The 15,857-nt window shown below is 72.0% G+C and carries 14 protein-coding genes; 2 read left to right on the top strand and 12 right to left on the bottom strand.

The genetic code is table 11. The annotated features are described in order from the left end of the window. Positions 1 to 70: 70 nt before the first annotated feature. Positions 71 to 835 carry an SURF1 family protein gene (locus AB0G17_RS21955; RefSeq protein WP_361385219.1) on the top strand — a complete coding sequence of 255 codons (765 nt, stop codon included), beginning with the start codon at positions 71 to 73 and terminating at the stop codon, positions 833 to 835. Between the two features lie 175 nt (positions 836 to 1,010). On the opposite strand, the gene AB0G17_RS21950 is transcribed toward AB0G17_RS21955, so the two are convergent. The 7 genes from AB0G17_RS21950 to AB0G17_RS21920 all read right to left on the bottom strand — a co-directional run bounded on the left by AB0G17_RS21950 (position 1,011) and on the right by AB0G17_RS21920 (position 7,660). After that, on the bottom strand, positions 1,011 to 2,369 hold the full coding sequence (locus tag AB0G17_RS21950) for a hypothetical protein (protein WP_361385216.1): 1,359 nt from the start codon (positions 2,367 to 2,369) through the stop codon (positions 1,011 to 1,013). Then, positions 2,366 to 3,037, bottom strand: a complete 672-nt coding sequence (locus AB0G17_RS21945) for a SigE family RNA polymerase sigma factor (protein WP_361385213.1) — start codon at positions 3,035 to 3,037, stop codon at positions 2,366 to 2,368. The genes AB0G17_RS21950 and AB0G17_RS21945 overlap by 4 nt, the downstream gene beginning before the upstream one ends. A 296-nt stretch (positions 3,038 to 3,333) precedes the next feature. Further along, positions 3,334 to 4,389, bottom strand: coding sequence for an aspartate-semialdehyde dehydrogenase (locus AB0G17_RS21940; protein WP_361385210.1), 1,056 nt, complete (start codon positions 4,387 to 4,389; stop codon positions 3,334 to 3,336). After that, a complete protein-coding gene (locus AB0G17_RS21935) occupies positions 4,386 to 5,666 on the bottom strand; it encodes an aspartate kinase (RefSeq protein WP_361385207.1) in 1,281 nt (426 codons plus the stop codon). Before AB0G17_RS21935 ends, AB0G17_RS21940 begins: the two co-directional genes overlap by 4 nt. Before the next feature lie 305 nt (positions 5,667 to 5,971). Further along, a complete protein-coding gene (locus AB0G17_RS21930; RefSeq protein WP_361385204.1) occupies positions 5,972 to 6,631 on the bottom strand; it encodes a DUF5063 domain-containing protein in 660 nt (219 codons plus the stop codon). Further along, positions 6,624 to 7,223, bottom strand: coding sequence for a recombination mediator RecR (recR, locus tag AB0G17_RS21925; RefSeq protein WP_358833676.1), 600 nt, complete (start codon positions 7,221 to 7,223; stop codon positions 6,624 to 6,626). The genes AB0G17_RS21930 and recR overlap by 8 nt, the downstream gene beginning before the upstream one ends. Positions 7,224 to 7,324: 101 nt before the next feature. Beyond that, a complete protein-coding gene (locus tag AB0G17_RS21920; RefSeq protein WP_361385201.1) occupies positions 7,325 to 7,660 on the bottom strand; it encodes a YbaB/EbfC family nucleoid-associated protein in 336 nt (111 codons plus the stop codon). 392 nt (positions 7,661 to 8,052) lie between these two features. Between AB0G17_RS21920 and AB0G17_RS21915 the strand changes: the two genes are divergently transcribed. Then, positions 8,053 to 8,763 carry an SLATT domain-containing protein gene (locus tag AB0G17_RS21915; protein WP_361385561.1) on the top strand — a complete coding sequence of 237 codons (711 nt, stop codon included), beginning with the start codon at positions 8,053 to 8,055 and terminating at the stop codon, positions 8,761 to 8,763. 381 nt (positions 8,764 to 9,144) lie between these two features. On the opposite strand, the gene AB0G17_RS21910 is transcribed toward AB0G17_RS21915, so the two are convergent. From AB0G17_RS21910 to AB0G17_RS21890, 5 genes are all read right to left on the bottom strand, one after another. After that, positions 9,145 to 10,008 carry a class I SAM-dependent methyltransferase gene (locus AB0G17_RS21910; RefSeq protein ID WP_361385198.1) on the bottom strand — a complete coding sequence of 288 codons (864 nt, stop codon included), beginning with the start codon at positions 10,006 to 10,008 and terminating at the stop codon, positions 9,145 to 9,147. 122 nt (positions 10,009 to 10,130) lie between these two features. Next, positions 10,131 to 10,781, bottom strand: coding sequence for a hypothetical protein (locus tag AB0G17_RS21905; RefSeq protein WP_101389000.1), 651 nt, complete (start codon positions 10,779 to 10,781; stop codon positions 10,131 to 10,133). 187 nt (positions 10,782 to 10,968) lie between these two features. Next, positions 10,969 to 13,383 (bottom strand): dolichyl-phosphate beta-glucosyltransferase, encoded by a 2,415-nt coding sequence (locus AB0G17_RS21900; protein ID WP_361385195.1) that lies wholly within the window; start codon positions 13,381 to 13,383, stop codon positions 10,969 to 10,971. After that, the gene (locus AB0G17_RS21895) at positions 13,380 to 14,045 is read right to left on the bottom strand and encodes a GntR family transcriptional regulator (RefSeq protein ID WP_361385192.1); all 666 of its coding nucleotides are present in this window, start codon (positions 14,043 to 14,045) and stop codon (positions 13,380 to 13,382) included. The genes AB0G17_RS21900 and AB0G17_RS21895 overlap by 4 nt, the downstream gene beginning before the upstream one ends. Before the next feature lie 185 nt (positions 14,046 to 14,230). Next, positions 14,231 to 15,592: an aspartate aminotransferase family protein gene (locus AB0G17_RS21890; protein WP_361385189.1), complete on the bottom strand. Its 1,362-nt coding sequence runs from the start codon at positions 15,590 to 15,592 to the stop codon at positions 14,231 to 14,233. Between the last annotated feature and the right edge of the window lie 265 nt (positions 15,593 to 15,857).

Raw genomic sequence — 15,857 nt, 5'->3', positions numbered from 1 at the left:
ACGCTCCCGGCACCGCACGCCACCGCACCCCGCAGCCCCGCCCCCCGTAGGGGTTCCGTACCGTGGTGGTGTGTACCGGTTCCTGCTGACGCCCCGCTGGTGGGGGATCAACGTCTTCGTCGTGCTGGCCATCCCCTTCTGCGTGTTCATGGGGTCCTGGCAGCTCGGCCGCTTCGAGGACCGCGTGCAGTCGCACAACGCGGCCGAGGACCGGCCCGACGCCGCCGAGCGGAAGGCCGCGCCACTGCGCGAGCTGCTGCCCGTGGACCAGAAGACCTCGGGCCGCACGGCGAGCGCGACCGGGCGGTACGGGGAGCAGTTCCTGGTGCCGGACCGCCGGGTGGACGGCCACAGCGGCTCGTACGTGCTGACCCTGCTGCGTACCGACGGCGGCAAGGCGCTGCCCGTGGTGCGCGGCTGGCTGCCCGAGGGCCGCCCGGCGCCCGCCCCGCCCACCGGCGAGGTCACCGTGGACGGCGCGCTCCAGGCCTCCGAGACGCCCGGGACGGACGGGGTGAACGCCTCGGGCGGGCTCCCGAGGGGCCAGCTCGGGATGATCAGCGCGGCGTCGCTGGTCAACCTCGTGCCGTACGAGGTGTACGACGCGTGGATCACGCTCACCAAGGCCGACTCGGGGATGACGGCCGTGCCGGCGGTCAAGCCGCAGAACACCGGCCTGGACCTGAAAGCGTTCCAGAACCTCGGCTACACCGGCGAGTGGTTCGTCTTCGCCGGGTTCGTGGTCTTCATGTGGTTCCGGCTGCTGCGCCGCGAGGCCGAGGCGGCGGAGGACGCGGAGCTGGGCCTGGCGCCCGAGCCCAGCGGTACGGGCTGAGTAGTTCTACCTTGCGTAGTTCTACCTCTGCGTAGTTCTACCTCTGCGTAGTCCTACCTCCGCGTAGTTCTACCTCTGCGGGCCGGGGGCCCTGTCGCTCCGCCGGGCCGAGCCTGACGGGAGACCGGCCCCACCCCCTCGTGTCACCCTCCCGACGAGGCCCGTCGGCGTGCCGTCAGCGTGTGGCCGGGGTCGGTGCCGGGGCCGCGAGGATGCCCGTGCGGTAGATCGTTCCGGCACAGGCGTTGGGGATGGTCGCCTCGGCGGTCGGCGCGCCCGGCTCGGCGACATGGGTCACCGCGACCTTGCCGTCCGTCTGCGTGCCGGGCGTCACCGGGTCGACCCCGGCGAGCTGGGGCTGGGCGCCCGTGGACGCCGTACCTGTCCCGGCCCCGGTGCCTGCGGTCGCCCCGCCACCGCCACCGCCACCGCCACCTCCGCCGGCCGTCGACGGCGAGGGGTCGGGCGAGGGCTGCGGCTTGGGGCAGGTCTCGGACGGCACCCAGGCGAACTTGACCTCGTACGCGGCCGACGGCTTGAGGACCAGGCCGGTCGCTTCGAGCGCGGGGTCGGGCAGCCCGGCCGCCGGGTCGCCGGTGGCGTGGTCGACGACGGTGATCCGGGAGGCGTCGGCCGCGCCGAGCGCCTGGAAGTCGACCTTGCCGGCCCCGCTGACCTGGCAGAGCTTCGTCGAGACGTTGGCGACGCGGAACGTGCCGTAGACCTTGCCGTCGGCGTCGGGCTTGCTGATCCGGGCGGACTTCACGCCGAGCTCGGCCGCGTCGCAGACCGGCGAGCCGACCACGACGGGCCCGCCGACGGGCCCGGTCTCGCCGCCCACGGTGCCGCCGACGGCGGTCCGGCCGGGCTCCTCGGGCTTCACGGTCCCGGTCGGCGCCGGGGTGCGGGTGGTCCGGCCGGAGGGCCTGTCGGCCCCCCGCTCACCGTCCTCCACGCCGGGCGCGGTGCCGGTGCCGCCCTGGGCCTGCTGACCGTGCCCGGCGATGGAGGGCCGGTCCTCGGAGGCCGCGCCGGCGTTGGCGACGTGCAGGAACGCGGGGATCGCGGTGCCGATGAGCAGCGCCGCGGCGGCCGCGCCGACCACAGCCTGCTTCTTGCGGGCCTGGCGGGCGGGGACGGCCCGGCGCAGATGGTCCAGGGCTCCTTCGGACGGCTCCATGCCGTCCACCGCGCCGTGCAGCAGCCGCCGCAGCGCGTCTTCGTCCGGGGTGAGGCCAGGTGGGAAGGGGTCGTTCACAGTTCCGTTTCCAGTCCGGTCGTCCAGAGGGCGGTCGGGCCCGTATGTGCTCTCCCCGTGGTGGCGGCCGGGGCCGCGCTCACCGTCTTCGCCGTGGTGCCCGTGTTCCCCCCGGGCCCCGGCCGCGCCGTCGTAGGTACCGCCGTTCGCGCCGTAGGTACCGCCGTTCGCGCCGTCGTCCCGCCGGCCGCGGTGGTCGCCGCGCCCGCCGTCGTCTCCCTGCCGGTCCTGTTGGTCCTCCCCGTCTCCGAATCCAGCATTCCACTTGGCGCTCATACCGGTGCCTCCATGGCTATCCGGAGTGCCGCGATGCCACGCGAGCCGTACGCCTTCACCGAGCCCAGGGATATCCCCAGCGTCTCGGCGACCTGGGACTCGGTCATGTCCGCGAAGTACCGCAGCACGAGGACCTCGCGCTGGCGGCGCTGGAGGCCGCGCATGGCCTTGATCAGGGCGTCCCGCTCCAGCTGGTCGTACGCGCCCTCCTCGGCGCTCGCCATGTCGGGCATCGGCTTGGAGAGCAGCTTGAGCCCGAGGATGCGGCGGCGCAGCGCCGAGCGGGACAGGTTGACGACGGTCTGGCGCAGATAGGCGAGCGTCTTCTCGGGCTCGCGCACGCGCGAACGGGCCGAGTGGACGCGGATGAAGGCCTCCTGGACGACGTCCTCGCAGGAGGCCGTGTCGTCGAGCAGCAGCGCGGCGAGCCCGAGCAGCGAGCGGTAGTGGGCGCGGTAGGTCTCGGTCAGGTGGTCGACGGTGGTCCCAGCGGCCATGGCGTCGTCAGTGCCCTCGCGGGCCGGCGTCGGCTGGGCGGGGACCCTGGTGGGGCGCGCGGTCGGCATGGGGGCGATCACCGGCATGCCGCCGGCAGGCCGCGGCCGCCGGAGCGGGCGGACCACCGCGCCGCGCACCGGAATCGCGCTGATGTCGAGAACCTCTGCCACGCCAGTTGGACACGCTTCCCCCCGTCAGGGTTGTACGCGTACGACACCGTTTTTGACAGTGCGACAAATGCCCTCATGCGTACTCGCTCTTCCCCAATGCCCCGATATTTACGGCACCTTGATGGGCGACCGCATAGACGCTCCATGCCGGGCTGCCGGTTGCAGGGACACGGAAATGAATCGTGTAACAGGGCAACGGCGCAGTTCAAGTGGTACAGACCAGCGACTTGCTCACAGAGCGTTCACAGATCCTACAAAGTCTGTGGCCTTCCCGACGGCGAAATCGCGCCGGTATTTCAGCCGCTGAATTCGCCGGCCGCCAGCTCGGCGATCTGAACGGCGTTCAAAGCGGAGCCCTTACGGAGGTTGTCGCCGCAGACGAAGAGATCGAGCGCGTACGGATCGTCGGGCGAGCGCCGCACCCGTCCCACCCACGCCGGGTCCGTGCCGACCGCGTCGGCGGGCGTCGGAAACTCCCCCGCCGCCGGGTCGTCCAGGAGCACCACGCCGGGCGCGGTCGCCAGGATCTCGTGGGCCCGCGCCACCTCGACCTCGTTCTCGAAGGTCGCGTGGACGGAGACGGAGTGGGTGGTGATCACCGGGACCCGGACGCAGGTCGCGGCCACCGCGAGCCGCGGCAGGCCGAGCACCTTGCGGGTCTCCTCGCGCAGCCCCAGCTCCTCGCTGGACCAGCCGCCGTCGGCCGGATCCCCCGACCAGGGCACCACGTTGAGCGCCACCGGCGCCGCGAACGGCCCGGTGTCCTCGCCCACCATGCGGCGCACGTCGCCGGGCCCGGTGCCCAGTTCCGTACCGGCGACGAGGGAGAGCTGTTCGCGCAGGGCCGCGACGCCGGCCCGTCCGGCGCCGCTGACCGCCTGGTACGTGGAGACGACGAGGCCGCTCAGGCCGTACTCGGCGTGCAGCGCGCCCACCGCCACGATCAGCGCGAGGGTGACGCAGTGCGGGGAGGCCACGATCCCGCGCGGCCGCAGCCGTACGGCATGGGGATTGACCTCGGGCACCACCAGCGGCACGTCCGGGTCCATGCGGAAGGCCGCCGAGGTGTCGACGACCACCGCGCCCTTGGCCGCGGCGACCGGCGCCCACTGGGCGGCGACCTGTTCGGGCACCAGGAAGACGGCGACGTCGATGCCGTCCAGCGCCTCCTCGCCCAGGGCCAGGACCTCGGTCTGCTCGCCGCGCACGACGAGCTTGCGGCCCGCCGAGCCCGCGGAGGCGACGAGTCTGATCTCGCCCCAGACGTCCGCGTGCTGGGACAGGATCTGGAGCATCACCGCGCCGGCGCCCCCGGTCGCTCCGACGACCGCGAGCGCCGGCTTGCGGTTCATCGTCCGGTGCCTCCGTAGACGACCGCCTCGTCGGAGTCGGAGTCGAGCCCGAAGGCGGTGTGCACGGCGCGCACGGCCTCGTTGACGTCGTCGGCGCGGGTGACGACCGAGATGCGGATCTCGGAGGTCGAGATCAGCTCGATGTTCACGCCCGCGTCGCTGAGCGCCTCGAAGAACCCGGCGGTGACGCCCGGGTTGGTCTTCATCCCGGCGCCGACCAGCGAGATCTTGGCGATCTGGTCGTCGTAGCGCAGCGACTCGAAGCCGATGGTCGCCTTGGTCCGCTCCAGGGCGTCGATGGCCTTGCGGCCCTCGGACTTGGGGAGCGTGAACGAGATGTCGGTCAGCCCGGTCGAGGCGGCCGAGACGTTCTGGACGACCATGTCGATGTTGATCTCGGCATTGGCGATGGCCCGGAAGATGGCCGCGGCCTCGCCCGGCTTGTCGGGGACCCCGACCACCGTGATCTTCGCCTCGGAGACGTCGTGGGCGACTCCGGAGATGATGGCGTGCTCCACCTGCTGACCTTCCGCCTGGGAACGTGGTTCGTTGCTGACCCAGGTGCCCTGCAGTCCGCTGAAGGACGACCGCACATGGATCGGGATGTTGTAACGGCGTGCGTACTCGACGCAGCGGTGCAGCAGCACCTTGGAGCCGGACGCGGCCAGCTCCAGCATGTCCTCGAAGGAGATCCAGTCGATCTTCCGGGCCTTCTTCACCACACGCGGGTCGGCGGTGAACACGCCGTCGACGTCCGTGTAGATCTCGCAGACCTCGGCGTCGAGCGCCGCCGCGAGGGCGACGGCCGTGGTGTCGGACCCGCCGCGGCCGAGCGTGGTGATGTCCTTCTTGTCCTGGGACACGCCCTGGAACCCGGCCACGATCGCGATGTTGCCCTCGTCGAGGGCGGTGCGGATACGGCCCGGCGTGACATCGATGATCCGCGCTTTGTTGTGGACCGAGTCCGTGATGACACCGGCCTGGCTGCCCGTGAACGACTGGGCGTTGTGGCCCAGGTTTTTGATCGCCATGGCCAGCAGGGCCATCGAGATCCGCTCTCCGGCGGTCAGCAGCATGTCGAATTCCCGGCCGGTGGGCATCGGAGATACCTGCTCGGCGAGATCGATCAACTCGTCCGTCGTGTCGCCCATCGCGGAAACCACGACGACCACCTGGTGGCCGTTCTTCTTGGCTTCCACGATCCGCTTGGCGACGCGCTTGATGCCCTCGGCATCGGCAACGGAGGAGCCTCCGTACTTCTGCACGACAAGGCCCACGTGCGCTCCTCGCTCAGTCCATTACTGCGGTCAGCTCAGTCTAACGAGCGGCCCGGATCCGCCCGGGAGGTGCCACATCGTGAGATGTCCCGCTCGCGATGTGATCTTGGTAGGGCCCCGGGTGGGGGGATCGGATCCGGTCCGCTCGTGGAGGGGCACATGCCCGGCCGAACCCGTTGTACGCACGGGTGTGGGCCGGCTCACAGGGCGGCGGGGCGAGTACGGCGCGGCTCGGCGGCCCGGCCGGGGAGATACGGCGACGGCCGGGCGGGTCGCGGGGCGCTGCTTGGCCGTACGGCGGGGCGCTACTTGACCGTGCGCAGGCCCAGCGGGCCCGCGATCTCCTCGGCCATCACACGGCCCGCCTCCTCGGCGAGCGACTCCTCGGTCAGGTCCTCGTCCGTGTCGAGCCCGTCCAGCTCCTCCAGGGGCTGGTTGAGGCGGACGTGGGCGACCAGGGACTGGAGGGCGCGCAGGGTGGCGGAGGCGGTGGAGCCCCAGTTGGAGAAGTAGGAGAACTGCCACCACCACAGGGCCTCGGTGGTGCGGCCCGCGCGGTAGTGGGCGAGGCCGTGGCGCAGATCGGTGACGACGTCGGCGAGGTCGTCGGAGATCCGGCACGGCACGGGCGCCTTGCGCGGCTCGTACGGGTCGAAGACCTCGGAGTACACGTCGATGGGCTCCAGCAGGGCCGCGAACCGCTCGCGCAGATCGTCGACGTCCGGCTCGGGGCCGAGGTCCGGCTCGTACCGCTCGTCCGGGACGATGTCCTCGTGCGCGCCGAGGCGACCGCCCGCGAGCAGCAGCTGGGAGACCTCCAGGAGCAGGAACGGGACCGCGCTGTCCGGCTCGTCGCCCTTGGCCACTTCGGTGACCGCGACGATGAAGGACTCGACCTGGTCCGCGATCTGGACCGCGAAGGAGTCCGGATCCTGGTTGACCGCGTGCAGCGTTGCGTCAGACATCGAGAAGTCGCCTTCCTTCAAAGGCCCGCCCGAGCGTGACCTCGTCCGCGTACTCAAGGTCTCCCCCGACGGGGAGTCCGCTGGCCAGTCGGGTGACCCGCAGGCCCATCGGTTTGATCATGCGGGCGAGGTACGTCGCCGTGGCCTCGCCCTCCAGGTTCGGGTCGGTGGCCAGGATCAGCTCGGTGACCGTGCCGTCGGCGAGCCGGGCGAGCAGCTCGCGGATGCGCAGATCGTCCGGACCGACTCCCTCGATGGGGCTGATGGCACCGCCGAGCACGTGATAGCGGCCGCGGAACTCGCGGGTCCGCTCGATCGCCACGACGTCCTTCGGCTCCTCCACCACACAGATGACGGCCAGGTCGCGGCGCGCGTCACGGCAGATGTTGCACCGCTCCTGCTGCGCCACGTTGCCGCACACCTCGCAGAACCGGACCTTGTCCTTCACTTCGAGCAGGGCGTGCGCGAGGCGGCGTACGTCCGTGGGCTCGGCCTGGAGGATGTGGAAGGCGATCCGCTGCGCGCTCTTGGGACCGACGCCGGGCAGCCTGCCCAACTCGTCGATGAGGTCCTGGACCACGCCTTCGTACAACGGACTGCCTCTCGGGAACGCCGGGGATCGTCTGGATGCTTACGGTAGTTGGTGGGCGGGCGCCGCATAAGGGCGGCCGCCGATGGGCTCGCGGGCCCGGCTCAGAAGGGCAGGCCCGGCATGCCGCCGAGGCCCTGCGCCAGCGGGCCGAGCTTCTGCTGCTGGAGCTGCTGCGCGTTCTCGTTCGCCGCCTGGACGGCCGCGACGACGAGGTCGGCGAGCGTCTCGGTGTCGTCGGGGTCGACAGCCTTCGGGTCGATGACGAGGCCGCGCAGCTCGCCGGAGCCGGTCACGGTCGCCTTGACCAGACCGCCGCCGGCCTGGCCGTCGACCTCGGTCGCGGCGAGCTCCTCCTGCGCGCGGGCGAGGTCCTGCTGCATCTGCTGCGCCTGCTGGAGCAGCTGCTGCATGTTGGGCTGGCCACCACCAGGAATCACGGTGCACTCCGTCTGTTCGTCTTTACGCGTTACGGCATTACGGCTCACCGGCTTGGTTACGGCTGACGGCTTGACGGCTCCACGCGTCGTCAGCCGGAAGGGTCCGGCACTCCGAGCCTACGTGGTCTACCCGCCCCCTGCTCCGCAACTCTTTCGAGTGAGTCGACGGAGGTTCTCCTACCTGATCAAGGCCCACTTACGGGGGGAAATACCGGGATATCGGCCCTCGCTCCCACCATTCGGCGGTAGGAAGGGCAGTCACGTCTCGGGGGAGGCCGGAACGCTCGTCGCACAGCGCGAGGTGGCGTAACTGTACGTTACGTCACCTCATGTGGCGGCGAGAGAGATTTCGATACACACCGCGGAGGGAGCGCCGGGTGAGCCAGCCGGAGATGCAGCCCGAGGGGCCCCCGGGACCGCCCCGGGACGAGCGCGACCTGACCGGGCGCCCGTTCCCGCTCGGCGACTGGGGCGAACCCGCGGAACGGCTGGACGAGCTGTACCGGTGGGTCGAGGCGGGGGCGCTGCGCACGGCCGAGTGGTACCTGGCGGACCGGCTGTGGAAGCGGCGGGGGGCGCGGGTGCTGCGGGTGTGCACGGCGGCGGGCGCGATCGCGGGGGCCGCCTTGCCGCTGCTCGACGTGACGGGCGCGCTGTCGGGCGCCTCGGGCTGGGGCTACTTCTTCTTGCTGCTGGGGGCGGCGTGCCTGGCCTGCGACCGGTACTTCGGGCTGACGTCGGGGTGGATGCGGGATGTGGCGACGGCGCAGGCGGTGCAGCGGCGGTTGCAGGGGCTTCAGTTCGACTGGGCGTCGGAGAGCGTACGGGAGGTGCTGGGGCCGACGGAGGGGACGGCGAGCGAGGCGGCGGAGCGGTGCCTGAGCGTCCTGCGCCGGTTCTCGGAGGACGTGACGGAGCTGGTCCGGTCCGAGACGGCGGACTGGATGGTGGAGTTCCGCTCCGGTCCGGCGCCGCTGGTGATGCAGTCCCTGGCGTCCTCGTCGCCGCGCCCGGACGCGGCCCCCGGCCCGGGGCGGTTTCCCTTGCCCCCGGGCACGCGCCCGAACATGCCGCGCCAGCGGCCCCCGGAGTCCCCGCGGTAGCGATCCACCGGGGCGAAGGTGGCTTTCCCGGGGGCTACGCCCCCGGGCCCCTGTTTGTCTGCGGGTTGTGCGTGGCTGGTCGCGCAGTTCCCCGCGCCCCTTGAATGCCGCTGCGCGGCATCCTCGGGGCGGCCCGAAGGGGCGCATTCAGGGGCGCGGGGCTGTGACATGTGCGGCTCCGCCGCGCGGGCGCGAGCACCCGGTTGCCCAGGGGCGCGGGGCTGTGACATATGCGGCTCCGCCGCGCGGGCGCGAGCAACCCGTCACGGTCCGCAGACGACCGAGTCTTTTAGGGGCGCGGGGAACTGCGCGACCAGCCCACCGCGGTCCGCAGACGAACACGGGGCCCGGGGGCGTAGCCCCCGGGAAGACCCACCGCCCTCAGCGGCGCGGCAGTAGCGTCCTTGCCAAGCGGCGGGTCAGGGGCGCGCGCGGCTTCGGGGGTGTCGGGGGCGCAGCCACCGAGGAGGTCGGCTCCCCCTCGTGCCGCGACCGCGGCCCCGGCGGCCCCACCGCCTTCTTCCCCGCGATCCGGATCAGCGGCGCCCCCGCCACCTCCTCCACCCCGTGCCACATGTCGGGACGCGTCGCGAGCCAGGACAGGAGCTCCGTGCGCACCGGCCCGGGATCCGACCACGTGCCGTAGAACTTCGTGCCCGTGATGCAGATCGGCCGCAGGCCCGTCGTCGCCACCGCCCCCCACACCGCCGCCGCGACCCCCGGACAGTGCTCCGCCCGGAAGTCGTCGAACGCCACGATCCCGTCCGGCGCCACCAGCGCCCGCGCCGCCTCGATGTCCCCGTACACGTGCTCGTAGAGGTGCGACGCGTCCACGTGGATGAAGCGGCAGGACAACGGCGACACCCGGGACTTGATCACCGAGGTGGGGGCCTGGACCACCACCGGCAGGTCGTCGTGGAAGGACAGGTAGTTCGCCTCGAACGCCCGCCGCGTCAGCGTCGCGTACGAGCGGTCCATCTCCTCGCTGTTGGGGTCGTCCGGCGCGGGCGAGTCGAACAGGTCGCAGACCGTGAACGTCTCGCCCTCCCGCAGGTACGACCCCAGGAAGATCGCGCTCTTGCCCAGATACGCGCCGAGTTCCAGCAGGTCACCACGGAGTTCCTGGCGCTCCTGGCGGGCCAGGAACCAGTCGAAGAGCAGTTGGTCGGCGGGCCAGAACCACCCCTTCACGTCGGAGAAGCGGGCCGGGGCGGCGGCGCTCTGGGCGCTCGTCGTTGGTGGCATGGAGGACATGTTCCGGTCCTACTCCCGCCACATGGCGCGGAGTTTACGGTCAGGGGTGGGGCGGGTGGTGCCCCGGCGACATCCCCCTTCCGCCAAGGGAACGCGAGGGCCCCCAGGGGAGCTCAGCTGAAGATGATCATCGAGCCCTGTGCCAGCGACCGCGTCGCCGCCGCGTGCAGCCCCAGCCACACGTGCCGCTCCCGGGCGAACGGGCTCTCGTCGTACGGAATCGGGCCCGCCGGCTCCTCCAGCGACGTCGGGCGGTCCGGCGGGGCGGGGGCCATCGGCGGGTTGACCGGGTCTATCCCGATCGCCGGGGCCACGAACTCCAGCTCCCGCAGCAGCCCGTGGGTGGAGCCCAGCGGACCGCCCCCGGCGAGCAGTTCCTCGTTGGCGAGCGGGGTGTGGAAGTCGACGGGCACGTATGCGCCCGCGTGGTCGTAGTGCCAGACCAGATGGGACTGCTGGGCCGTCGTCTCGAACATCTCCAGGAGCTGTTCGTAGTCGCCGCCGAGCTCGTCCACCGGCGTCACGGCCAGGCGGCAGAGCTGGAGGAGGTAGGCGCGGCGCAGGAAGTGCAGCGCGTCGTAGTCGAAGCCGGCGACCGGGGCGACGTCGCCCGACAGACCGGGCATGTAGGCGAAGACGGGCACGGGCGGCAGCCCTGCCTCGCCGAGTGCCTTGTCGTACGAGGCGATCTCCTCGGCGAACGGGTTGTCGGGGCTGTGGCACAGCACGTCGACGAGGGGGACCAGCCACAAGTCACAGGCCACGGGGCTCCTTAGGAGGTCGCGATGGTCGGGACAGCGTAGTCCGCCGAGCACGCTCCGCGAAGCTCGCCCGTCAACTCCCGTGCGGGGTGCGCGTCAACGCGCCGTCGAACCGTCGGCCCAGGCGTCACACGCGTATCTGGAAATGCACAAGACACACATCAAGACCCCTACCCATCCCCCGTGGGTCTCAGCGGCCCACGTCCCAGATCCACACCCCGTCCACCCGCCGGCCCTCCCGGCCGAGCAGCCGCGCCACCGTCGTGTACAGCGCCTTGTCGTTGTCCTGCGGGGGCAGCACCACGAGCCCTGCCTTCCAGTACGCCAGGTCCGCCCGCGCCTGGGCGCGCCAGCCGTCGCCGATCTCCGGGATCGCGCCGCCGTAGCGCACGTCGCGCAGCAGGTTGGAGGTCCAGCGCGGGGAGGCGCCGTAGATGCCCATGCGGTCCGGGCCCCAGGGGCCGTTGAAGTAGCCGCCGGGCAGCGGGAAGCCGAGGTCCGCGCGGACCTGCCAGTGCAGGGCGTCGGCGGCGGCCGGGTCGGGCAGCGGCACCGTCACCACGGACTCGCCGGGCTTCACGAACGTACGCCACAGCCCGTCCGCGAAGAACGACGGCACCGGCGCCCGCTCGGTCACCGTGAAGGGGGTCGGCACGATCGGCAGCAGCGCGGCGGCCACCGCCGCGAGGCCGGTCAGCCGGTTCACCCGGCCCGCCCCGGCCAGGCGCCCCGCCGCCAGCGCGACCAGCGCGCCGAGCGCGGGCGCGCAGACCATCCCGACCCGGCCCTCGATGACCGACTCGAAGAGCGGGCGGTGGGCCAGCGCCCGCCAGGGACCCGGCAGGACGACATCTGTGTACGGGACGCGGATCTTCTGGCCGAGCGAGAGCAGGCCCGCCGCCACCGCCGTGCCCGCGAGCGCCTTGACCAGGGCGTGGCGCCACAGCCGTACCGTGATCGCGAAGGCCAGCGCGATCAGCGGCCAGCCGTAGAACGCGTTCTGCTCGGTCCGGTTGAGCGCCAGCTTGTCCGCCGTCGTCTCGTCGCCGAGCAGCGCCCGCCCGGAGAACTTCAGGAACGAGAGCGGGCTGTTGCCCGCGCTGTCGCCGTGCAGCACCGAGTGGTAGCTCTGGTCGCCGAAGAACTGCCAGGTCAGCGGGTACGCCACCAGGGGCAGGCAGACCAGGGCGGCCACCCCGATGCCCTGAGCCAGGGGGCGCGCCGCTTCCCGTGCGACGTCGCGCCGCGCCAGCGCGTACGACAGCGCGAAGAGCAGCATGCCGAGCGAGGCGAGCAGCAGGACCTCCTCGCCGAGGAAGATCTGGTACGCGGTGAACAGGCCGAGCAGCACACCGTCGCGGCGGACGTTCGCGGCCGGTGAGCACAGCCGCAGCGCGCGGTCGACGATCACCGGGATCATGAACAGGACGCAGAAGTTCGGGTGCGCGTTGGCGTGCGAGACCATCGGCGGGGCGAAGCCGGCGAGCGCGCCGCCGAGCCCGGCGGCCCACGGGTTGCCGGTCACCCACCGCGCGAACAGGCGGTACCAGGCGTACGCCGTGGCGGTCAGCCCCATCGTGAGGACCAGCGCCCAGGTGACGGTGGGGCCCAGCGCGAGGGTGACGGGGGTGAGCGGCACCGACAGGCCGAGCATGGGCGTGTTGCCCATGAGGTTCACGCCGTCCGGGAAGCCCTGGAGGGTGGTGAAGAGCGGGTCGCGCAGATGCCGGACGTTGTCGGCGGTGACCGAGAAGAACCACTCCCACTGGTTCTGGTCCTGGCCGGAGTCGGCGAGGTAGCCGCGCCCGAGGTCGGTCCACAGGTCCTTGTAGAGCAGGACCGAGGAGAGCAGGAAGAGGGCGAACAGCGCGAGGTTCGCGCGGCTCGCGGAACGGGCCTTGAGGCGTACGAGTTCGAGCAGGACGCGGCCGTAGTCGGCGGGGCCGACCTTGGAGCCCTCCTGGTGGGACCAGCGGACCGGGACCTCGGCCACGGGCCAGCCTTGGCGGCGGAAGTACTGGAGTATCTCCACGTCGATGCCCCAGCCGTCGAGGCGGGCGTCCGCGAAAGCCGCGCGCGCCTTGTCGCCGTCGAAGAGCTTGAAGCCGCACTGGGTGTCGTGGATGCCGGGGACCGCGACCGCGCGTATCAGCCGGTTGCCCATCCGCCCGAGCCACTCGCGGACCCGGCTCTGGTGGACCGCTATGTCGGCCTCGGGGTGGGCGCGGGAGCCGATCGCGGCGGCCGCCCGGGCGCCGTCGAGCTCCTTGGCGAGCCGGTCGAGCTCGGCGACGGGGGTGGCCAGGTCGGCGTCGGTAAGCAGCACGCGGGCGCCTCGCGAGGCGGCGACGCCGAGCCGCAGGGCATGGCCCTTGCCGCGGTTGCGCGGGGCGGCGAGGAGCCGGACGCGCGGGTCGGCGAGGGCGGCGGCGCGGGCGACGTCGGCGGTGCCGTCGTCGGACCCGTCGTCGACGACGACCAGCTCCCAGGAGAGCGGCGAGTCACGCAGATGCTCCCGGATCGCGTCCAGGGTGGGGGCCAGGCGCCGTTCCTCGTTGTACGCGGGGACGACGACCGAGAGGTCGAGGGGGCCGCCGTCCGTCACCGCTTCAGCCGCTCCGCCCAGGTGAGCGAGTGGTCGTTGTACGCGCAGATCACCGCGAAGGCGGCGTCCCCGTCGCCCTGGACCACCGCGTCCACGAGGTCGCCGTGGCCGTCCCACAGCCAGTCGCTGAGGTCGGAGCGCCCGCGCAGATAGGGGACGGCGAAGACCCAGCACTGCATGCGCAGCCGGTGCAGGAAGTCCGAGATGTACGGGTTTCCGGCGAGGGCGCCGAGCTCGCGCCAGAACCGGAGGTCGTAGCCGATCAGGATGTTCAGGTCGCCGCTGCGGGCGGCGCGGGAGCACTCCTCGGCGCGGCGCCGCACGGAGAGGAGCGCGGGACCGTGGGCGGAGCCGAGCGCGGTGATCTTCCGGAAGATCCCGTTCACCACCAGGGACCGGGCCTCGACCATCCCCTTGTAGTCCTCGACCGAGAACTCGTGGACGCGGAAGCCGCGGTGCTGGTCGGAGTCGAGCAGCCCCTGCGCGGTGAGGTCGACGAGCGCCTCGCGGACGGGGGTGGCGCTCACCCCGTACTGCTCGGCGATCTGCTTGACGGTGAACTCCTCGCCGGGCTGCAGACGCCCGGCCAGTATCTCGTCACGCAGCGCGTCGGCGATCTGCTGCCGCAGCGTGCTGCGCGTCACGCCTCCACTCGCGGGCACGGGCGCCCCTCCCCTCGTCGGTGTTCCGCACACGATAGGCCAGGCCCGGACGGGTGCCCCTCATCCCGCCCGTTGCCCGGAGCCCGCGACGACGCGGACGTACGGCCCGGGGAGGGAGGTTCCCGGGCCGTACGCGGTACGCGGTGGGACGCGGTGGGACGCGCGCTGCACCGCTGTGCGGCGGATCAGACGGTGTACTCGTCCGCCACCGACAGCGCCTCGTCGAGCACCGCGAGGCCTTCCTTGGCCTCGCCCTCGGTGATGTTGCAGGGCGGCACGACATGGGTGCGGTTCATGTTGATGAAGGGCCAGAGGCCGTTCTTCTTGCAGGCGGCGCCGAAGGCGGCCATGGGGGCGGCGTCGGCGCCAAAGGCGTTGTACGGCACGAGCGGCTCGCGCGTCTCCCGGTTCTTCACCAGCTCCAGCGCCCAGAAGGCACCGGTGCCGCGCACCTCGCCGACGGAGGGGTGGCGGGCGGCGAGCTCGCGCAGCCCCGGCTCCAGGACGGTGGAGCCGATGTGGGCGGCGTGGCCGACGACGCCCTCGTCCTCCATGACGTTGATGGTGGCGACGGCTGCGGCGCAGGCGAGGGGATGCCCGGAGTAGGTGAGCCCGCCGGGGAAGGGCCGCTTGTCGAAGGTGGCGGCGATCTCGGCGGAGATGGCGACGCCGCCGAGGGGGACGTAGCCGGAGTTGACGCCCTTGGCGAAGGTCATCAGGTCGGGGGTGACGCCGTACAGATCGGCGGCGAACCAGGACCCGGTCCGCCCGAACCCGCTCATGACCTCGTCCAGGACGAGGACGATCCCGTACCGGTCGCAGATTTCGCGGACGCCGGCGAGGTAGCCGGGGGGCGGGGTCATGATGCCGGCGGTGCCGGGGACGGTCTCCAGGATGATGGCGGCGATGCCGCCGGGCCCCTCGAAGGCGATGGTGTCCTCGAGGTGGGTGAGGGCGCGGGCGCACTCCTCGGCCTCGGTCGTGGAGTAGAAGGCGGACCGGTAGAGGAACGGCGCCCAGAAGTGGACGACCCCGGCGGCCCCGGTGTCGGAGGCCCACCGGCGGGGGTCCCCGGTGAGGTTGATCGCGGTGGAGGTCGCGCCGTGGTACGACCGGTAAGCGCTCAGCACCTTGTGACGCCCGGTGTGCAGGCGCGCCATCCGGATGGCGTTCTCGACGGCCTCGGCGCCGCCGTTGGTGAAGAAGATCTTGTCCAGGTCGCCCGGGGTGCGCTCGGCGATGAGCCGGGCGGCCTCGGAGCGCGCCTCGACGGCGAACGCGGGCGCGAACGTCGCCAGCTTTCCGGCCTGTTCCTGGATCGCGGCGACGACCTTGGGGTGCTGGTAGCCGATGTTGGTGAAGACGAGGCCGCTGGTGAAGTCGAGGTAGCGGTTGCCGTCGTAGTCCCAGAAGTACGAACCCTCCGCGCCGGCGACGGCGAGCGGGTCGATCAGGCCCTGGGCGGACCAGGAGTGGAACACGTGCGCACGGTCGGCGGCCTTCACGGCCGCGCCGGTCCGGGGGTCGGGTTCGACATGAGGGGTCATGGGGCCAGGGTAGGGAGTGGCAGGTGGGGGTGGGGGTGGGCAGGGTGTATGGAGTGCGGCGCGCCACTCGGCAGATTGTCGGGTCGCCCCCCGTTTTGGCCCGGCATTTCGTCTGCGCCCCGGTGATGGGTTACTCGCGCAGTTCCCCGCGCCCCTTTCTGGCCCGGTGTTCGTCTGCGCCCCGGTGATGGGTTACTCGCGCAGTTCCCCGCGCCCCTTTCTGGCCCGGTGTTCGTCTGCGCCCCGGTGATGGGTTACTCGCGCT

Source organism: Streptomyces sp. NPDC023838 (assembly GCF_040639555.1).
In the GTDB taxonomy this organism is placed as follows: domain Bacteria; phylum Actinomycetota; class Actinomycetes; order Streptomycetales; family Streptomycetaceae; genus Streptomyces.
Note: the sequence above shows the minus strand (reverse complement) of the source record. Positions and strands in the feature narration are given on the sequence as shown.